This is a genomic window from Streptomyces sp. NPDC059861 (assembly GCF_042731435.1).
GTDB lineage: Bacteria > Actinomycetota > Actinomycetes > Streptomycetales > Streptomycetaceae > Streptomyces.
In genome coordinates, this window is the sequence record NZ_JBHWJQ010000023.1 from 73,259 (window position 1) to 89,996 (window position 16,738).

Sequence of the window (16,738 nt, forward strand, 5' to 3'; positions counted from 1 at the left end):
GTCAGCCGGCCGGACTGATACCGGCGCCGACCCCGCCGCCGGTGTCCGCGTCGCCGACCGGCCGGATCCCGTCGGTGATCCGGTCCATGTCGGCGGGCGGCGGCCCGGCCGGACCGGCGTCGAGCACGTAGCGCACGACGATCGGGGCCTGCGTGCCCACGCTGGACTGGAAGGCGAGGGACTGCACGTAGCCGCCGGGCCCCTCGGCGGTGACGACCCGCCACCGCACGAAGTACCCGGCGCGGCCCGCCACCGCGACCGGCCCCGACTTGACGACCCGGTGCGACTCGATGCCGCCGAAGGGGCGCCGGCCGACGATGTCACGGTCGTACGCCTCGTCGGCCGCGTCCGCGATGTCGGCCTTGGCCAGCGCCTCGGGGGACGTCCCCTCGCCGGCGGTGGCCGTGTGGGAGAAGACCAGGCCGTGCCGGCACTGCCCGGCGTCGCCCGGGCAGTCGTACGTCCCGTCGGTGGTCATCATGACGTGGTCCAGGCTGATGTTCTCCGGGCGGACCCAGCCGTCGAGCAACGGCAGGGTGATTCCGTTGAGTTCGTCGACCACGACGTTCGGGTCGTCCGCCGGGGACTCCTGGGACGTGGTGGGCGGCGTCGTGGTCGTGGTGCCCGGCGGCGCGGTCCCCGCCTGCGGGCCGCCGCCCTTGCCGTCGCCGTCGCCGCCCGTGCCGAGGACGACGGCGCCGGTGACCACGGCGGCGGCCAGGAGCGCCCCGGCGGCGGTCAGGGCCACGACCCTGCCGCGCGGGGAGGTGGCGCGACCTGCCGGGGACGGCGGGCCGGGGGGCTCGGGCGGGCGCCGGTGCCGGGTCCAGGCCGTGCCGTCCCACCAGCGCTCGACGTGCGGGGCCGACGGGTCGGGGTACCAGCCGGGCGGAGGTGACATGCTCACCCCGGCACTGTAGGCCGACGGCTACAGCGGTGTGACGTACGCCCCCGAGATCCCGCCGTCCACCAGGAAGTCGGTGGCGTTGACGAACGAGGAGTCGTCGCTGGCCAGGAAGGCGACGGCGGCGGCGATCTCGTCGGCCTCGGCGAACCGGCCGAGCGGGATGTGCACCAGGCGGCGCGCGGCGCGCTCCGGGTCCTTGGCGAACAGCTCCTGGAGCAGCGGGGTGTTGACGGGCCCGGGGCAGAGCGCGTTGACGCGGATGCCCTCGCGGGCGAACTGCACACCGAGTTCACGGGACATCGCGAGGACGCCGCCCTTGGACGCGGTGTACGAGATCTGCGAGGTGGCCGCGCCCATCCGGGCCACGAAGGACGCGGTGTTGATGATGGACCCCTTGCCCTGGCGGCGCATGTAGGGGATCGCCGCCTTGCAGCACAGGTAGACGGAGGTGAGGTTGACCTCCTGGACGCGCTTCCAGGCCTCCAGGCCGGTCTCCAGGATGGAGTCGTCGTCGGGCGGCGAGATCCCGGCGTTGTTGAAGGCGATGTCGACGCTGCCGTACGTCTCGTACGCCGTCCGGAACAGCGCCTCGACCTGCTCGGGGTCGGTGACGTCGACGTCGACGTAGATGCCGCCGGCCTCCTCGGCGGCCGCCTTGCCGCGGACCTCGTCGACGTCGCCGCAGACGACGTGCGCGCCCTCGGAGGCGAGCCGTCGGGTGGCGGCGAGACCGATGCCGCTGCCGGCTCCGGTGACGACGGCGGTACGGCCGACCAGCCGGCGGCAGATGCTTTCCTCGGGCGATGCGCTCACTGTGCGGGGCCTTCCGTGCGGGATTCCGTGCTGATGAAGACGTTCTTGGTCTCGGTGAAGGCGGCGAGCGCGTCCGGGCCCAGCTCACGGCCGATGCCGGACTGCTTGAAACCGCCGAAGGGGGTCCAGTAGCGCACGCTGGAGTGCGAGTTGACGGACAGGTTGCCCGCCCGGACGGCCCCCGAGACGCGCAGGGCGCGGCCGACGTCCCGGGTCCAGACGGAGCCGGCGAGGCCGTAGTCGGTGGCGTTGGCGAGGCGGACGGCGTCGGCCTCGTCGTCGAAGGGCAGGACGACGGCGACGGGGCCGAAGACCTCCTCGACGGCCACGCGCGCGTCGGGGTCGACGCCGGTCAGGACGGTGGGCGGGAACCAGAAACCGGGGCCTTCGGGAGCCTTGCCGCGGATGCCGGGCGCGGCCGGGTCGACGTAGGAGCGGACGCGGTCCAGCTGGGTCCGGGAGATCAGCGGGCCCATGTCCGTGGTCGCGTCGGCCGGGTCGCCGACGGTGACGGCCTCGACGGCGGGCGCGAGCAGCTCCAGGAACCGGTCGTAGGCGGTGCGCTGGACCAGGATGCGGGTGCGGGCGCAGCAGTCCTGGCCGGAGTTGTCGAGGAAGGACATGGGGGCGGCGGCCGCGGCGGCCTCCAGGTCGGCGTCGGCGAAGACGACGTTGGGACTCTTGCCGCCGAGTTCGAGGGTGACGCGCTTGAGGAGGGCCGCCCCCTTCGCCAGCACCTGCTTGCCCACGGCCGTCGAGCCGGTGAAGACGATCTTCGCGACGCCGGGGTGCTCGACGAGGGCGTTGCCCGCGACCGGGCCGTGGCCGGGGAGCACCTGGAAGAGGCCTTCGGGCAGGCCCGACTCCAGGGCGAGTTCGGCCAGGCGCAGGGCGGTCAGCGGGGTCGTCTCGGCGGGCTTGAGGATCACCGCGTTGCCCGCCGCGAGGGCCGGTGCGGTGCCCCAGGCCGCGATCGGCATCGGGAAGTTCCAGGGCGCGATGACGCCGACCACGCCCAGCGGTTCGAGGATCGTGACGTCGAGGCCGCCCGGCACCGGGATCTGGCGCCCGGTCAGCCGCTCCACTCCCCCGGCCGCGTAGTCGAGCAGGTCGCGGACGTTGCCGGCCTCCCAGCGCGCGTTGCCGATCACATGACCGGCCTCACGGACCTCCAACTGGGCCAGATCTTCGAGGTGTTCGTCCACCACGACGGCGAACCGGCGCAGCAGGCGGGCACGCTCACCGGGGGCCAGCGCGGCCCAGCCGGCCTGGGCCCGCGTGGCCCGTACGACCGCCGCGTCCACGTCCCGCGGTGTGGCGGCGGGGACGGAGGCGACGACCTCCTCCGTCGCGGGGTTGAGTACGTCGAGCAGTCGGGACACCTGATGCCTCACAGACGTTCGAAGGAGCGGCGCAGCTCCCAGTCGGTCACCGCGGCGTCGAAGGCCTCCAGCTCGACGCGCGCCATGTTGCGGTAGTGGGCGACCACCTCGTCGCCGAAGGCCGCCTGGGCGATCGGGCTGTTCTCCCACAGCTCGGCCGCCTCGCGCAGGGTGGTCGGCACCTGCGCGAAGCCCGCGGTGTACGCGTTGCCGGGGCAGGCCTCGGGCAGCTCCAGCTTCTGTTCGACGCCGTACAGACCCGCCGCGACCATCCCCGCCACCGCGAGGTACGGGTTGACGTCACCGCCGGGCAGCCGGTTCTCGAAGCGCAGCGACTGTCCGTGGCCGACGACCCGCAGCGCACAGGTGCGGTTGTCGTGGCCCCAGGCGACGGCGGTCGGGGCGAAGGACCCCGGCTGGAACCGCTTGTACGAGTTGATGTGCGGCGCGTAGAGCAGCGAGAAGTCCCGCAGCGCGGCGAGCTGTCCGGCGAGGAAGTGCCGCATGAGCTCGGACATCCCGTCGTCGCCGGGCATCAGGCTGCGGCCCTTGTCGTCGGCGAGCGACAGATGGATGTGGCAGGAGTTGCCCTCGCGCTCGTCGTACTTGGCCATGAAGGTGATCGACATGCCCTCCTGGGCGGCGATCTCCTTGGCGCCGGTCTTGTAGATCGCGTGCTGGTCGCAGGTGACCAGGGCCTCGGCGTAGCGGAAGACGATCTCGTGCTGGCCGGGGTTGCACTCGCCCTTGGCGGACTCGACGGTCATCCCGGCGCCGGTCATCTCGTTGCGGATGCGGCGCAGCAGGGGCTCGATACGGCCGGTGCCGAGGACCGAGTAGTCGATGTTGTACTGGTTGGCCGGGGTGAGCCCGCGGTAGCCGGCGTCCCAGGCCTGCTCGTAGGTGTCCCGGAAGACGATGAACTCCAGCTCGGTGCCGGCCTGCGCGCTCAGGCCGAGCTCCGCGAGGCGGTCCAGCTGGCGGCGCAGGATCTGCCGGGGCGCGGCCACGACCGGGGAGCCGTCGGCCCAGGCCAGGTCGGCCATCAGCAGGACGGTGGCCTCGTTCCACGGGACGCGGCGCAGGGTGCTCAGGTCGGGGTGCAGGGCGAAGTCGCCGTAGCCGCGGTCCCAGGAGGACATCTCGTAGCCGTCGACGGTGTTCATCTCGACGTCGACGGCGAGGAGGTAGTTGCAGCCCTCGGTGCCGTGCTCCAGCACCTCGTCGAGGAAGAAGCGCGCGGCGAACCGCTTGCCCTGCAGGCGCCCCTGCATGTCGGGGAAGGCCAGGACGACGGTGTCGATCTCGCCGCCCGTGACGAGGGCGTGCAGCTCCTCGACGCCGAGCGGGGGTGTGCGGTCTGCCACGGGAGGGCCTCCTTGGGGCTTCTTCCGTCGTCTGCCGGCTGCTGTGCGCTTCTGCCGGCCGGGCCGGGAGCCATAAGGTATTGCCGAGAACCATTGCTTGGGAAGGGGGCACGGCAAGATGGCGCTGAATCCGGTGAATTCCGACGGCGGCACCGGGGACCGGCTGGCACCGGTGCTGCGACCCGTGCGGGCGGGCAACGGCTTCGAGGAGGCGCTGGAGCAGATCCTGCAGGTCCTCCGGCTCGGGCTGGTGCCCGGCGGTGAGCGGCTGCCCGCGGAGCGGGAGCTGGCGGAGCGGCTCGGGATCAGCCGGGTGACGCTGCGCGAGGTCCTGAAGGTGCTCCAGGACCAGGGGCTGGTGGAGGCGCGGCGGGGGCGGTACGGCGGCACCTTCGTGCTGCCGCGCGCGGACGCCGGCGGCGAGGACGAGCTGCGGCGGCGGGTGGCCGGGGTCGACATCGAGGACGTGCTGCGCTTCCGCGAGGTGCTGGAGGTGGGGGCGGCCGGGCTGTGCGCGGCGCACGGGCTCACGGACCGGCGGGCGGAGCGGCTGCGTCAGGCGCTGACGGCGACGCACGAGGCCCCGCTGGCCGACTACCGGCGACTGGACACGCTGCTGCACCTCACGCTCGCCGAGTTGTCCGGGTCACCGACACTGACCGCGCAGTACGCGGCGGTCCGGGCCACGGTCAACGACCTGCTGGACTGCATCCCGCTGCTGGTGCGCAACCTGGAGCACTCGCAGCGCCAGCACGCCGCCGTGGTGGAGGCGGTGCTCGACGGGGACGCCGACGCGGCGCGGGAGATCATGCGGGAGCACTGCGGGGGGACGGCGGCGCTGTTGCGCGGGTTCCTGACCTGAGCCGGGCGGCGTGTCGCCCCGGGCGGCGTTTACCACGGATTAACGCAGGGGTCTTGCTTTCCCCGGCCGGCCACACAAAGGTATGCATCCACTCCATTGAGCCGGCGGCCGGTGACCGGCCGCGGCGCCTCCAACGACCCGTCCTTCGTGTCCGCCGCCCCCTGGGGAGTCGTCCCATGCCCGTGGATCCCGCAACACCGCCCACCGCCCCCGAGACGGACGACTACCTGGAACGCAGGGCGCTGCGCCGCGGCAGCGCCGGGTGGCTGCTGCTGACCGGCCTCGGCGTCGCCTACGTCGTCTCCGGCGACTACTCCGGCTGGAACTTCGGCCTGGCCGAGGGCGGCTTCGGCGGCCTGGCCATCGCCATGCTGCTCATGGGCGCCATGTACACCTGCATGGTCTTCGCGCTGGCCGAGCTCTCCTCGATCCTCCCCACGGCGGGCGGCGGCTACGGCTTCGCCCGCCGGGCCCTCGGCCCGTGGGGCGGCTTCCTGACCGGTACGGCGATCCTCATCGAGTACGTCCTGGCGCCCGCCGCGATCGTGATCTTCATCGGGGACTACGTCGAGTCACTGGGCCTGTTCGGCCTGGAGTCGGGCTGGCCGATGTACCTGGTCTGCTTCGCGATCTTCCTCGGCATCCACCTCTGGGGCGTGGGCGAGGCCCTGCGCTTCAGCTTCGTCGTCACGGGCATAGCGGTGGCGGCGCTGATCGTGTTCGCGGTGGCGGCCCTGCCCTCCTTCGACCTCTCCGGCCTCGACGACATCCCGGTGGACTCCGCGGCGCTCGGCGCGAACTCCTGGCTGCCGATGGGACTGCTCGGCATCTGGGCGGCGTTCCCCTTCGGCATGTGGTTCTTCCTGGGCGTCGAGGGCGTGCCGCTGGCCGCAGAGGAGACCAGGGACCCCGCCCGTACGCTGCCGAAGGCGATCCGCTGGTCGATGGGCATCCTGGTGGTCCTCGCGGTGGTCACCTTCTTCGCGGCGGCCGGGGCGCGCGGTTCGGCGGCGGTCCAGGACGCGGGCAACCCGTTGGTGGAGGCGCTCCAGCCGGACGGCGAGGCCACAGCGCTCAGCCGGATCGTGAACTACGCCGGCCTGGCGGGCCTGGTGGCCTCGTTCTTCTCGCTGATCTACGCCGGCTCGCGCCAGCTGTTCGCGCTCTCCCGCGCGGGTTACCTGCCGAGGTTCCTGTCCCTGACCAGCAGCCGCAAGGCCCCGTACCTGGGCCTGCTGGTGCCCGGGGCGATCGGCTTCGGCCTGGCCGCCGGCACGGGCGACGGTGCCCGGCTGCTGAACGTCGCGGTCTTCGGCGCCACGATCAGCTACGCGCTGATGTCCCTGTCGCACATCGTGCTGCGCCGCCGGGAGCCGCGCCTGCCGAGGCCGTACCGTACGCCGGGCGGTGTGCTGACGTCCTCCGCGGCCCTGGTCCTGGCCTGCGCGGCGCTGGTGGCGACGTTCCTGGTCGACGTGACCGCGGCGTTCATCGCGCTCGGCGTGTACGTCGTGGCCGTGGCGTACTTCGGCCTGTACAGCCGCAAGCGGCTGGTGGCGAAGGCGCCGGAGGAGGAATTCGCGGCACTGGCCGCGGCCGAGGCAGAGTTGGTCCGGGACTGAGCTCCACCGGTTCCGCGACCTCCTCGAAGTCGCTCGTACGTCTGTCCTCGCCGTGAAGGAGCACAAGGTGGCCAGGCCGCTGATCGGCGTCAGCACCTATCTGGAGACCGGGGCCCGCTGGGGCGTGTGGGAGCTGGACGCGGCACTGCTGCCGGCCGGCTACCCCCGCCTGGTGCAGCGGGCCGGCGGCCTGGCCGCGCTGCTGCCGCCGGACGCGCCGGAGCGCGCGGCGGCGACGGTCGCCCGGCTCGACGGCCTGGTGATCGCGGGCGGCCCGGACGTCGACCCGGACCGCTACGGCGCCGCGCGCGACCCGCGCACCGGGCCGCCGGCACGGGAGCGCGACACCTGGGAACTCGCCCTGATCGGCGCCGCGCTCGCGGCGCGGGTGCCGCTGCTGGGCATCTGCCGGGGCATGCAGCTGCTGAACGTCGCCCTGGGCGGCACCCTCGTCCAGCATCTCGACGGGCACGCGGAGCTGGTCGGCGTCTTCGGCGGGCACCCCGTCAAGCCGGTCCCCGGCACGCGGTACGCCGCTCTGGTGGCGGAGGAGATGACCGTGCCCACGTACCACCACCAGTCCGTGGACCGGCTCGGCACGGGCCTGGTGCCGTCGGCCTACGCGGCGGACGGGACACCGGAGGCCGTCGAGCTGCCCGGCGACCACTGGGTGCTGGGAGTGCAGTGGCATCCGGAGATGGGCGAGGACGTACGCGTGATGCGGGGGCTGGTGGAAGCGGCCGGGACGTGACCGACGCCTGACGGACGGGGCATCCACCGCCGCCGGGCCGCGTGGTCCACCGCTCCTGGCCCGGGCGCTCATCTCCCCTTGGGCACGTTCCGAGTGAGCCCGAGCAGTTCCCGCGCCGGGCCCGCCGGGCGGTGGCCCGTGCGCCACACCGCCCGCAGCTCGCGTCGCAGCCGCACGCCCTCCACGGGGACGCTCACCAGGCGCCGGGTCGCCAGTTCCTCGCCGACCGCCAGTTCGCTCAGCACCGCGGGACCCGCGCCACCGACCGCCGATGCCTTCACGGCCGTGGTGGAGGACAGCTCGATCAGGGGACGTGCCAGGCCGCCGAGGGCCGCGTCCAGGACTTGGCGGGTGCCCGAGCCCTTCTCCCGCAGGACCAGCGGGGTCGCCGCCAGCTCGTCCGCCGGCAGCGGGCGGCGCCGGCGGGCCCAGGGGTGACCTGGTGCCGTCACGACGACCAGGTGGTCATGGGCGACGACCACCGAGTCCAGCCCCGCCGGGACCGTCAGGCCCTCCACGAAGCCCAGGTCGGCCTCGTCGGACAGAAGCCGTTCCGCGACGGCCGCCGAGTTGCCCGCGAGCAGCGACACCGCCGTGTCGGGACGCCCGGCGCGCAGCGCCAGCAGCCAGCCCGGCAGCAGATACTCGGCGATGGTCATGCTGGCCGCGACCCGCAGCCGCGAGTCCCGCCGGTCCCGCAGCGCCTGCGCCCCCACGTCGAAGGCCTCCGCCGCCTCCACGACCCGCCGCGCCCAGTCCGTCACCAGCACACCCGCGTCGGTGAGCCGGGAACCGCGCGGCGAGCGGTCGACCAGCGCCACTCCCAACTGCCGCTCCATGGACCGGATCCGGCTGCTCGCCGCCGGCTGCGAGACGCCGACCTCCCGGGCCGCCGCGCCCAGACTCCCCAGCCGCGCCACGGCCAGCAGCAGCTCCAGTGCCCCCAGATCCGGCACCCGGTGCGCCAGCGAGCCCGCCCCCGGAGGCGTCCGTCCGTTCCCCTGCCCCTCAGCGCTGCTCATAACCCCACCTTATGCCCCCATAGGGACGTGGTCCCTGGTGGCGGCCCCTGACCGCCGGGACGGTGAGCACATGGTCACCGCCGCCCACCCTCTGCCACGCCCCACCGGGCGTGCCCTCGCCGTCCGTCACCTCGGACCGAACTGGTACGCCTCCGTCATGGGCACCGCCGTCGTCGCCACCGCCGGCGCCGCGCTCCCCGTACGGCTCCCGGGCCTGCGCACCGTCTGCGCGGGCGTCTGGGCGCTGTCCCTGCTCCTGCTGGCGGCCCTGCTCGTCGCCCGCGCCCTGCACTGGACCCACCACCGCGACCAGGCGCGCGCCCACCTGCTGGACCCTGCGACGGCCCCCTTCTACGGCTGCCTGGCGATGGCCCTGCTGGCCGTCGGCGGGGCCACGGTCGTCGTGGGGCGGGACCGGATCGGCACCGGGGCGGCGGTGGCGCTCGACGCCGTGCTGTTCACGGCCGGGACGGTGCTCGGGCTGGCGGCCGCCGTCACGGTGCCGTACCTGATGGCCGTACACCACCGGGTCGATCGACGGCAGGCCACTCCCGTGTGGCTGCTGCCGCTGGTGGCGCCCATGGTGTCCGCGGCCGTCGGGCCGCTGCTCCTGCCGTACCTGCCGCCCGGGCCGGCTCGGGAGGCGCTCCTGCCGGCCTGCGCGGTGATGTTCGGGCTGAGTCTGCTCGCCACCGCGCTCACCCTGCCGGTGATATTCGCCCGCCTGCGCACCGCCGGGCCGCTGCCGCTCGCCCTCACCCCGACGCTGTTCCTGGTGCTCGGCCCGCTGGGGCAGTCCACGACCGCCGTCGGCAACATCGCGGACGCCGCGCCCTTCGCCGACGGCTTCCTCGTCGTGCTGTACGGCGTTCCCGTGATGGGCTTCGCGCTGCTGTGGTCCGCGCTGGCGACCGCGCTGGTGCTGCGGGCCCGCCGGCGTGGGATGGGCTTCGCGATGACGTGGTGGGCGTTCACCTTCCCGGTCGGCACCTGCGTGACGGGCGCCGAGGCCCTCGGGCGGCACACCGGCCTGGCCGCCTTCGACTGGCTCGCGACCGGTATGTACGTCGTCCTGGTGGTCGCCTGGGCCGTCGTCGCCGTGCGCACGGCGCGTGGGCTGATCAGCCGAGAGCTGCTCGCAGGGCCTCGCCCAGCACCCGTGGCGCCTCGGCCAGTGACGGTCCGTACCACGTCAGGTGCCGTCCGCTGACGAGCGCGCAGGGCAGCCCCTCGAAGGCCTCCGGGCCGTCGCCCGCGGTGAAGCGGTACGGCTCGTCCGGCAGGACGACCACGTCCGGAGCGGCGGCGCGCAGGGCGTCGAGGGGAACCTTCGGGTAGCGGTCCGCGTGGTCCGCGTACCGGTGGTCGACGCCCAGGCGGGCCAGGACGTCACCCGCGAAGGTGGCGCGGCCCAGCACCATCCAGGGCCGCCGCCAGATCGGCACGACGGCCGTCAGCCGCGGCTCGCGGGCCGTCAGCCGCGCCCAGGCCGCCTCCGCGTCCCGCAGCCACGCCGGGCGGGGTCCGGCGCCGCAGGCGTCCAGCACCCGCGCCAGCTCCTTGAAGGCCTGCGGCACGTCCCGCACCTCGGTCACCAGCACGTCGACGCCGGCCGCGCGCAGGGCGTCCAGGTCGGGGGCGCGGTTCTCCTCCTCGTTGGCGACCACCAGGTCGGGAGCGAGCGCGAGAACCCGGTCGACCTGGGGGTTCTTGGTGCCACCGACACGGGTGACACCGAGGTCGGCCGGGTGGGTGCACCAGTCGGTGGCGCCGACCAGGACGCCGGGGGCGGACACCGCCACGGCCTCCGTCAGGGAGGGCACCAGGGAGACGACGCGCACGACTAGCGGTGCCGGTCCTGGACGGCCTCGATGTGCTCGGCGACGGCGACCACGAGCACGCGCGTGTCCGGCACGGTCGCCCGCCAGCGGTGTCGCACTCCCCCGGTGAGGTACAGGGTGTCGCCACGGCCCAGGCGGTACGCGCGGCCCTCCGCCTCGATCTCGACGGCTCCGTCGGCGACGTACATCAACTGGTCGTTGCGGTACTGGATTTCACGGCCCGCCTCGTGGTCGCCGGTGAACTCCGAGGCGTGCATCTGATGATGACCGCGCACCAAGGAACGCACCTGCGGGAAGAGGCCCTGCTCGGCGGTGTCGGCGCGCACCACGTCGACGCTGCACGCCGGGTCGGCGGCGGCGAGCAGCTCCACGGCGGTGGTGCGCAGGGCGTCGGCGACCTTCTCCAGGGAGCTCTGACTGGGCCGGGCCCGGTCGTTCTCGACCTGGCTCAGGAAGGGGACCGACAGGCCGCTGCGCTCGGCCACGACGGCGAGAGTGAGCTCCAGGGCACGACGGCGCCGCCGCACGGCCGCGCCCACCCGAAGGGGCTGCTCTTTGTGGTCGCCCATCGCTCCGGCTCCCTCCTTCGCTCGTCCGTCGGTCGTCGTACGCCGCTGTCCGGGCGCACTCCTTTCTGATGAGTTCTCTGCACCCTATGCATGTTCGGCAAACCGTTTCATGCGGCCGTCACATCGCCGTCACGCAGCGTGGCCCGGGACCTCACAGTTCGCGCCACCGGACCGGCCTCGCGGCGTCGCCCGCCACGGCCTCCTCCTTCACGGCGAACGCCCTGACCAGCGGGCCGGACTCCGCCTCGCGCCTCAGGACCGCGTCATCACGGCCGCGACCCTGACCGTCGATCAGTACGAGCCTCCCGCTGTTCGGTTCAATGCGCGACCGGTCACCGATGTTCCCGCCGTGGGCCTGAGCCGACAAGGGCGCCCGGCGCCGCGCAAGTCGGGCCGGGACCGGCGAAGTTGACACCCGGGCTCTGGTGGTGGTGTAGCGCTGCGTGGTTGTCCGGATCCTTTTCGTGCGGACGGCGCACCCCCCGTACCCGCAATGCCACGAGGGGTGGGCGCGAGCGTCCACACACCGCGCGTGCGTGTACGTCGCTGCCCACCCCTCGCCCCGGCGGCCGGGCCGGTCAGGTCACTCGGCCGCCTGGCTCCTGCCCTCGTCCACGGGGGCCCACTTGTCGACCAGCCCGGGGTTCTGCTTCAGCCAGGTGCGCACGGCTTCCTGCTCCTGGCCCTGGCCGGACTTCTGGATCTGCGCCTCCAGGCCGGTGAGCTGCTGCTCCGTCATGGAGAAGTCCCGCAGCCACTGCCCGACCTCGGGGTTGTCGTCGGAGAAGCCCTTGCGGGAGAGGGTGTGCACGCCGTCGCCCTTGCCCCAGGCGCCCTGCGGGTCCTTGAGCTTCTTGAGGTCGTATTCGCTGTACGCCCAGTGCGGCGACCAGAGCGTGACGACGATCGGCTCCTTCTTCGCGTAGGCCCGCTTGAGCTCGGCGAGCATCGCGGGGGTGGAGCCGTCGACGACCTCGTACGAGTTCTCCAGCCCGTACTCCTTGAGCACCTTGTCCTTGAGCATGCCCATCATTCCGGCGCTCGGCTCGATGCCGACGATCTTGCCGTCGACGTCGGAGGCGTGGTCCTTCAGGTCCTCCAGGGAGTTCACGTCCTTCATGTAGGACGGGACCGTCAGCTCCAGGGAGGTGGGGCCGAACCACGAGCCGAGGTCGTCGAGCTGCTCGCCGTACTTCTTCCAGTACTCGGCGTGCGTGGTGGGCAGCCAGGAGTCGGTCTCGAAGTCGACCTCGCCGGTGGCAAGGCCGGTGTAGAGCGGGCCGGCCGTGTACTGCGTGGTGGAGACCTCGAAGCCGCGCCGCTCCAGGATCTCCTTCCACAGGTACGTCGAGGCGATGCCCTCGTCCCAGGGGATGTAGCCGAGCTTGATCTCCTTGCCCTTGCCGACGTCCGTGGCGGAGGCCTGGGCGGTGCCGGCGGAGGTGCCGAAGACGCCCATGCCGCCGGCGACCAGGGCGAGGACGACCACGCCGACGACCGCGACGACCGGGCGGGGGCGGTGGTCCCACACCCGGCGGTCACCCGCGGCACGGGCCCGGGCTGCGGCACGGCGGCCGAGCGGTGAGATCTGCTCGCCGAGCGCGCCGGTGATCCGGTCCAGGTAGATGGCGAGGACGACGATGCCGAGACCCGCCTCGAAGCCGAGGCCGATGTCGAGCTGGCCGATCGCCTCGTTGACGGCGCCGCCGAGGCCGCCGGTGCCGACCATGCCGGCGATGACGACCATCGACAGGCCGAGCATGATGACCTGGTTGATGCCGGCCATGATGGTCGGTAGGGCGAGCGGCAGCTGCACCCGCAGCAGGGTGTCGCGGGGCGTGGTGCCGAACGCCTCGGCGGCCTCCACGAGTTCGGCGTCGACCTGGCGGATGCCCAGCTCGGTCATCCGGACACCGGGCGCGAGCGCGAAGATCAGGGTGGCCACGACACCGGCCGGCACGCCCATGCCGAAGAACAGGATCGCCGGGATCAGCAGCACCATCGACGGCATCGTCTGGAGCAGGTCCAGGACCGGCCGTACGAACCCGCTCACGGTCTTGGAGCGGGCGGACCAGATGCCGAGGGGTATGGAGATCACCAGGGCGATCACGGTCGCCACGATCACCAGGGACAGCGTCGACATGGCCTGGTCCCAGAGGTCCAGCGAGTCGATGAGGGCGAACCCGGCGAAGGCCAGGACGCCGCCCAGCAGCCCGCGCAGCCACCAGGCGAGCACCGCGAGGATGCCGGCCAGCAGCAGCGGCTCCGGGGCGGTCAGGACGTCGCTGATGACGTCGTACATGCCCTCGACGACGGCCTTGACCGCGTCGAAGAGCCAGGAGAGGTGGCTGACGAGCCAGTCGACACCGGAGTCGACCCAGTCGCCGAGACGCAGCCTAGGCATCGGCGGTCACCGCCTCCGCACGCGGCTGGTCGCAGGCCGCGGGGGCCGCGCCCCGCTCGTCGCCCAGGAAGCCGACCAGGCGCTGCTTCGGCACCACGCCGACGAGCTCGCGCCGCGGGCCGAGCACGGCGACGGGGTGCGTCACCCTGGCGCTGATCGCGCACAGCTCGGTGAACGGGGTGTCGGGCGTCGCGGTCTCGCAGCCGCAGTCGGCCTCGTCGCCGCGGACCCCGGCGTCCATGACGGCCCCCGCGGTCAGCACACGGGAGCGGTCGACGTCCTTGATGAAGGAGGCGACGTAGTCGTTCGCGGGGCGCAGCAGGATGTCCTCGGCGGTGCCGGTCTGCACGATCCGGCCGTCGCGCATGACGGCGATCCGGTCACCGAGGCGCATGGCCTCGTTCAGGTCGTGCGTGATGAAGACGATGGTCTTCCTCAGCGTGCGCTGCAGCTCCAGGAGCTGGTCCTGCATGTCGCGACGGATCAGCGGGTCCAGCGCGCTGAAGGACTCGTCCATCAGCAGCACGTCGGCATCGGTGGCGAGCGCGCGGGCGAGGCCCACGCGCTGCTGCATGCCGCCGGACAGCTCGTCGGGCCAGGACTTCGCCCAGCCGTCCAGTCCGCACAGGGCCAGCGCCTCGCCGGCGCGGTGCTCGCGCTCGGCGCGGGGCACGCCCTGCACGGCCAGGCCGTAGGCGGCGTTCTCCAGGACGCTGCGGTGCGGGAACAGCGCGAAGTGCTGGAAGACCATGCTGATCTTCTTCGCCCGGACCTCACGCAGATCGCGGTCGGCGAGCGCGGTCAGGTCCTGGCCGTCGAAGCCGACCGTTCCGGCCGTGGGCTCCAGCAGCCCGTTGAGCATGCGCAGCAGTGTGGACTTGCCGGACCCGGAGAGGCCCATCACGACGAAGATCTCGCCCGGTTCCACGCTGAAGGACGCGTCGATCACGGCGGCGGTGGTGCCGTCGGCCCGCAACTCCTCCCGGTCGGCTCCCTCGCGGAGCCGGTCCACTGCCTCGTCCGGTCGTCTGCCGAACACCTTGTAGAGATGCTGGGCCTCAAGCCTGGCTGTCACGCGTACCTCTCGTCTCGACGGCAAAGATCGGAGACGAAGGGCCTGGGGCCCGCAAACGGTTGAAAATGCAACCGGACTCGCTCCGAGGCGGCGCCTGCCCAGGGGCGCCCAAGGCAAACGAGATGGTGATCCGGTTCACATGCCGTTCACGACTGCCATGCCGCGGCCATGACCAGGTGACTGTCGGTGGGGTACGGCATGATGCGGGACGTGACCGGACGACTGATGCTCCTCGACACCGCCTCGCTCTACTTCCGCGCCTACTTCGGCGTCCCGGACTCCGTGAAGGCGCCGGACGGCACCCCGGTGAACGCCGTGCGCGGGCTGCTCGACTTCATCGAGCGGCTGGTCAGGGACCACCACCCCACACACCTGGTGGCGTGCATGGACGCCGACTGGCGCCCGCAGTGGCGGGTCGACCTGATCCCCTCGTACAAGGCGCACCGGGTCGCCGAGGAGCACGAGGTCGGGCCGGACGTGGAGGAGGTGCCGGACACGCTGTCACCGCAGGTGCCGGTCATCGAGGCGGTCCTGGACGCGCTCGGCATCGCGCGCGTGGGGGTCGAGGGGTACGAGGCGGACGACGTCATCGGCACGTTCACCGCGCGGGCCACCGGCCCGGTGGACATCGTGACCGGCGACCGCGACCTCTACCAGCTGGTGGACGACGCACGGGGCGTGCGCGTGCTGTACCCGCTGAAGGGCGTGGGCACCCTCCAGCTCACGGACGAGGCGTGGCTGCTCGAGAAGTACGGCGTCGCCGGCGGTGGGTACGCGGACCTCGCGCTGCTGCGCGGCGACCCCAGTGACGGCCTGCCGGGCGTGCCGGGCATCGGCGAGAAGACGGCCGCCAAGCTGCTCGCCGAGTTCGGCGACCTGCCCGGGATCCTGGCCGCGGTCGACGACCCGAGGGCGAAGCTGACGCCCACCCAGCGCAAGCGGCTGGACGAGTCGCGGCCCTACCTCGCGGTGGCGCCGACGGTCGTCCGCGTGGCGTGCGACGTGCCGTTGCCGGACGTCGACACGACCGTGCCGCGTGCACCGCGCGATCCGGCGGCGCTGGAGGCGTTGTCGGGGCGCTGGGGGCTGGGCGGCGCGCTCCAACGCCTCCGCACCACGCTCGAATCATGACGATTCGGACGAGTCGGCTCATACACTTGAACACCTGAGAGACGCACTTGAACAGCGGAGAGGCGTCTGCGGGGCGGGGATGCTAGCTTAGGTAAGCCTAAGCTATCGGATCAGGGAGGCCGTCATGGCAGATCGTCCGGCCCGCCAGCCGCGCAAGGCCCACTCCGCGCGGGTCGTCCGCACCGAGCGGCTGACCCCCCATATGCAGCGAGTGGTTCTCGGCGGCGACGGTCTCGCCGGGTTCGAGGCGGGTACGTGCACCGATCACTATGTGAAGCTGCTGTTCCCGACCGGGGGCGCCTCCTATCCGGAGCCCTTCGACCTGCAGCGCATCCGCGAGGAGTTCCCCCGCGACCAGTGGCCGGTGACCCGGACGTACACCGTGCGGTGCTGGGACCCCGAACTGCGCGAGCTGACCCTGGACTTCGTGCTGCACGGCGACGAGGGGCTGGCCGGCCCGTGGGCCATGCGCGCCCAGCCGGGCGAGACCGTGCGCTTCCTCGGCCCCGGCGGCGCCTACGCGCCCGCCCCGAGCGCCGACTGGCATCTGCTCGCCGGTGACGAGAGCGCGCTGCCCGCGATCGCCGCCGCCCTGGAGTCGCTCCCCGACGGCGCCGACGTACGGGCCTTCGTGGAGATCTCCGGGCCCGAGGAGGAGCAGAAGATCGACTCCGACGTGGAGGTCGTCTGGCTGCACCGCGGCGACCGCCCCGTCGGCGAGCTGCTGGTCGACGCGGTACGGACGCTGGACTGCCCCGAGGGCCGGATGCAGGCGTTCGTGCACGGCGAGGCGGCCTTCGTGAAGGAACTGCGCGCACTGCTGCGCCTGGAGCGCCAGGTACCGCGCGAGGACCTGTCCATCTCCGGCTACTGGCGTCTCGGCCACAACGAGGACGGCTGGCAGGCGTCGAAGCGGGAGTGGAACGCCCGGATCGAGGCGGAGCAGGAGACCGGAGCAGCGGTTTCGGCCGCCTAGGCATACGTTCCCAAGG

The 16,738-nt window shown here is 72.8% G+C and carries 15 protein-coding genes; 6 read left to right on the forward strand and 9 right to left on the reverse strand.

What is annotated here, in order from left to right; all coding sequences use genetic code 11:
• Position 1: 1 nt before the first annotated feature.
• Genes ACFV6X_RS21180 through ACFV6X_RS21195 form a run of 4 tightly spaced genes read right to left on the reverse strand, consistent with a single transcriptional unit; the run spans position 2 to position 4,469 of the window.
• Entirely contained in the window at positions 2 to 901 is a 900-nt protein-coding gene (locus ACFV6X_RS21180; RefSeq protein WP_385385725.1) for a DUF2510 domain-containing protein, read from the reverse strand.
• 27 nt (positions 902 to 928) lie between these two features.
• Complete coding sequence (locus tag ACFV6X_RS21185; protein ID WP_385385659.1) at positions 929 to 1,720, reverse strand: 3-oxoacyl-ACP reductase; 792 nt, start codon at positions 1,718 to 1,720, stop codon at positions 929 to 931.
• Complete coding sequence (locus ACFV6X_RS21190; RefSeq protein WP_385385661.1) at positions 1,717 to 3,102, reverse strand: aldehyde dehydrogenase family protein; 1,386 nt, start codon at positions 3,100 to 3,102, stop codon at positions 1,717 to 1,719. The genes ACFV6X_RS21185 and ACFV6X_RS21190 overlap by 4 nt, the downstream gene beginning before the upstream one ends.
• 8 nt (positions 3,103 to 3,110) lie before the next feature.
• Positions 3,111 to 4,469 (reverse strand): glutamine synthetase family protein, encoded by a 1,359-nt coding sequence (locus ACFV6X_RS21195; RefSeq protein ID WP_385385662.1) that lies wholly within the window; start codon positions 4,467 to 4,469, stop codon positions 3,111 to 3,113.
• Between the two features lie 118 nt (positions 4,470 to 4,587).
• On the opposite strand from ACFV6X_RS21195, the gene ACFV6X_RS21200 reads away from it, so the two are divergent.
• From ACFV6X_RS21200 to ACFV6X_RS21210, 3 genes are all read left to right on the forward strand, one after another.
• Positions 4,588 to 5,331, forward strand: a complete 744-nt coding sequence (locus tag ACFV6X_RS21200; protein WP_385385664.1) for a FadR/GntR family transcriptional regulator — start codon at positions 4,588 to 4,590, stop codon at positions 5,329 to 5,331.
• A 176-nt stretch (positions 5,332 to 5,507) separates the two neighbouring features.
• Entirely contained in the window at positions 5,508 to 6,953 is a 1,446-nt protein-coding gene (gene eat / locus ACFV6X_RS21205) for an ethanolamine permease (RefSeq protein WP_385385666.1), read from the forward strand.
• A gap of 67 nt (positions 6,954 to 7,020) precedes the next feature.
• Entirely contained in the window at positions 7,021 to 7,704 is a 684-nt protein-coding gene (locus tag ACFV6X_RS21210; RefSeq protein WP_385385668.1) for a gamma-glutamyl-gamma-aminobutyrate hydrolase family protein, read from the forward strand.
• Between the two features lie 68 nt (positions 7,705 to 7,772).
• Here the strand turns inward: ACFV6X_RS21210 and ACFV6X_RS21215 are convergent, their stop codons facing one another.
• Positions 7,773 to 8,726 carry a LysR family transcriptional regulator gene (locus tag ACFV6X_RS21215; RefSeq protein WP_385385670.1) on the reverse strand — a complete coding sequence of 318 codons (954 nt, stop codon included), beginning with the start codon at positions 8,724 to 8,726 and terminating at the stop codon, positions 7,773 to 7,775.
• A 70-nt stretch (positions 8,727 to 8,796) separates the two neighbouring features.
• Between ACFV6X_RS21215 and ACFV6X_RS21220 the strand changes: the two genes are divergently transcribed.
• Positions 8,797 to 9,936, forward strand: coding sequence for a TDT family transporter (locus ACFV6X_RS21220; RefSeq protein WP_385385727.1), 1,140 nt, complete (start codon positions 8,797 to 8,799; stop codon positions 9,934 to 9,936).
• On the opposite strand, the gene ACFV6X_RS21225 is transcribed toward ACFV6X_RS21220, so the two are convergent.
• The 4 genes from ACFV6X_RS21225 to ACFV6X_RS21240 form a co-directional block, all read right to left on the reverse strand.
• On the reverse strand, positions 9,848 to 10,567 hold the full coding sequence (locus ACFV6X_RS21225) for a helical backbone metal receptor (RefSeq protein ID WP_385385672.1): 720 nt from the start codon (positions 10,565 to 10,567) through the stop codon (positions 9,848 to 9,850). The two genes, ACFV6X_RS21220 and ACFV6X_RS21225, sit on opposite strands and share 89 nt — an antisense overlap.
• A 2-nt stretch (positions 10,568 to 10,569) precedes the next feature.
• Entirely contained in the window at positions 10,570 to 11,136 is a 567-nt protein-coding gene (locus ACFV6X_RS21230; RefSeq protein WP_385385674.1) for a helix-turn-helix domain-containing protein, read from the reverse strand.
• A gap of 583 nt (positions 11,137 to 11,719) precedes the next feature.
• Complete coding sequence (locus ACFV6X_RS21235; RefSeq protein ID WP_385385676.1) at positions 11,720 to 13,540, reverse strand: ABC transporter permease/substrate binding protein; 1,821 nt, start codon at positions 13,538 to 13,540, stop codon at positions 11,720 to 11,722.
• Positions 13,533 to 14,615: a glycine betaine/L-proline ABC transporter ATP-binding protein gene (locus tag ACFV6X_RS21240; protein ID WP_385385678.1), complete on the reverse strand. Its 1,083-nt coding sequence runs from the start codon at positions 14,613 to 14,615 to the stop codon at positions 13,533 to 13,535. Before ACFV6X_RS21240 ends, ACFV6X_RS21235 begins: the two co-directional genes overlap by 8 nt.
• Positions 14,616 to 14,816: 201 nt before the next feature.
• Here ACFV6X_RS21240 and ACFV6X_RS21245 point away from each other — a divergent pair, with 201 nt between their 5' ends.
• Both ACFV6X_RS21245 and ACFV6X_RS21250 read left to right on the forward strand, forming a co-directional pair.
• Positions 14,817 to 15,746: a 5'-3' exonuclease H3TH domain-containing protein gene (locus tag ACFV6X_RS21245; protein ID WP_385385729.1), complete on the forward strand. Its 930-nt coding sequence runs from the start codon at positions 14,817 to 14,819 to the stop codon at positions 15,744 to 15,746.
• 124 nt (positions 15,747 to 15,870) lie between these two features.
• On the forward strand, positions 15,871 to 16,722 hold the full coding sequence (locus ACFV6X_RS21250; protein ID WP_385385679.1) for a siderophore-interacting protein: 852 nt from the start codon (positions 15,871 to 15,873) through the stop codon (positions 16,720 to 16,722).
• Positions 16,723 to 16,738 lie beyond the last annotated feature (16 nt).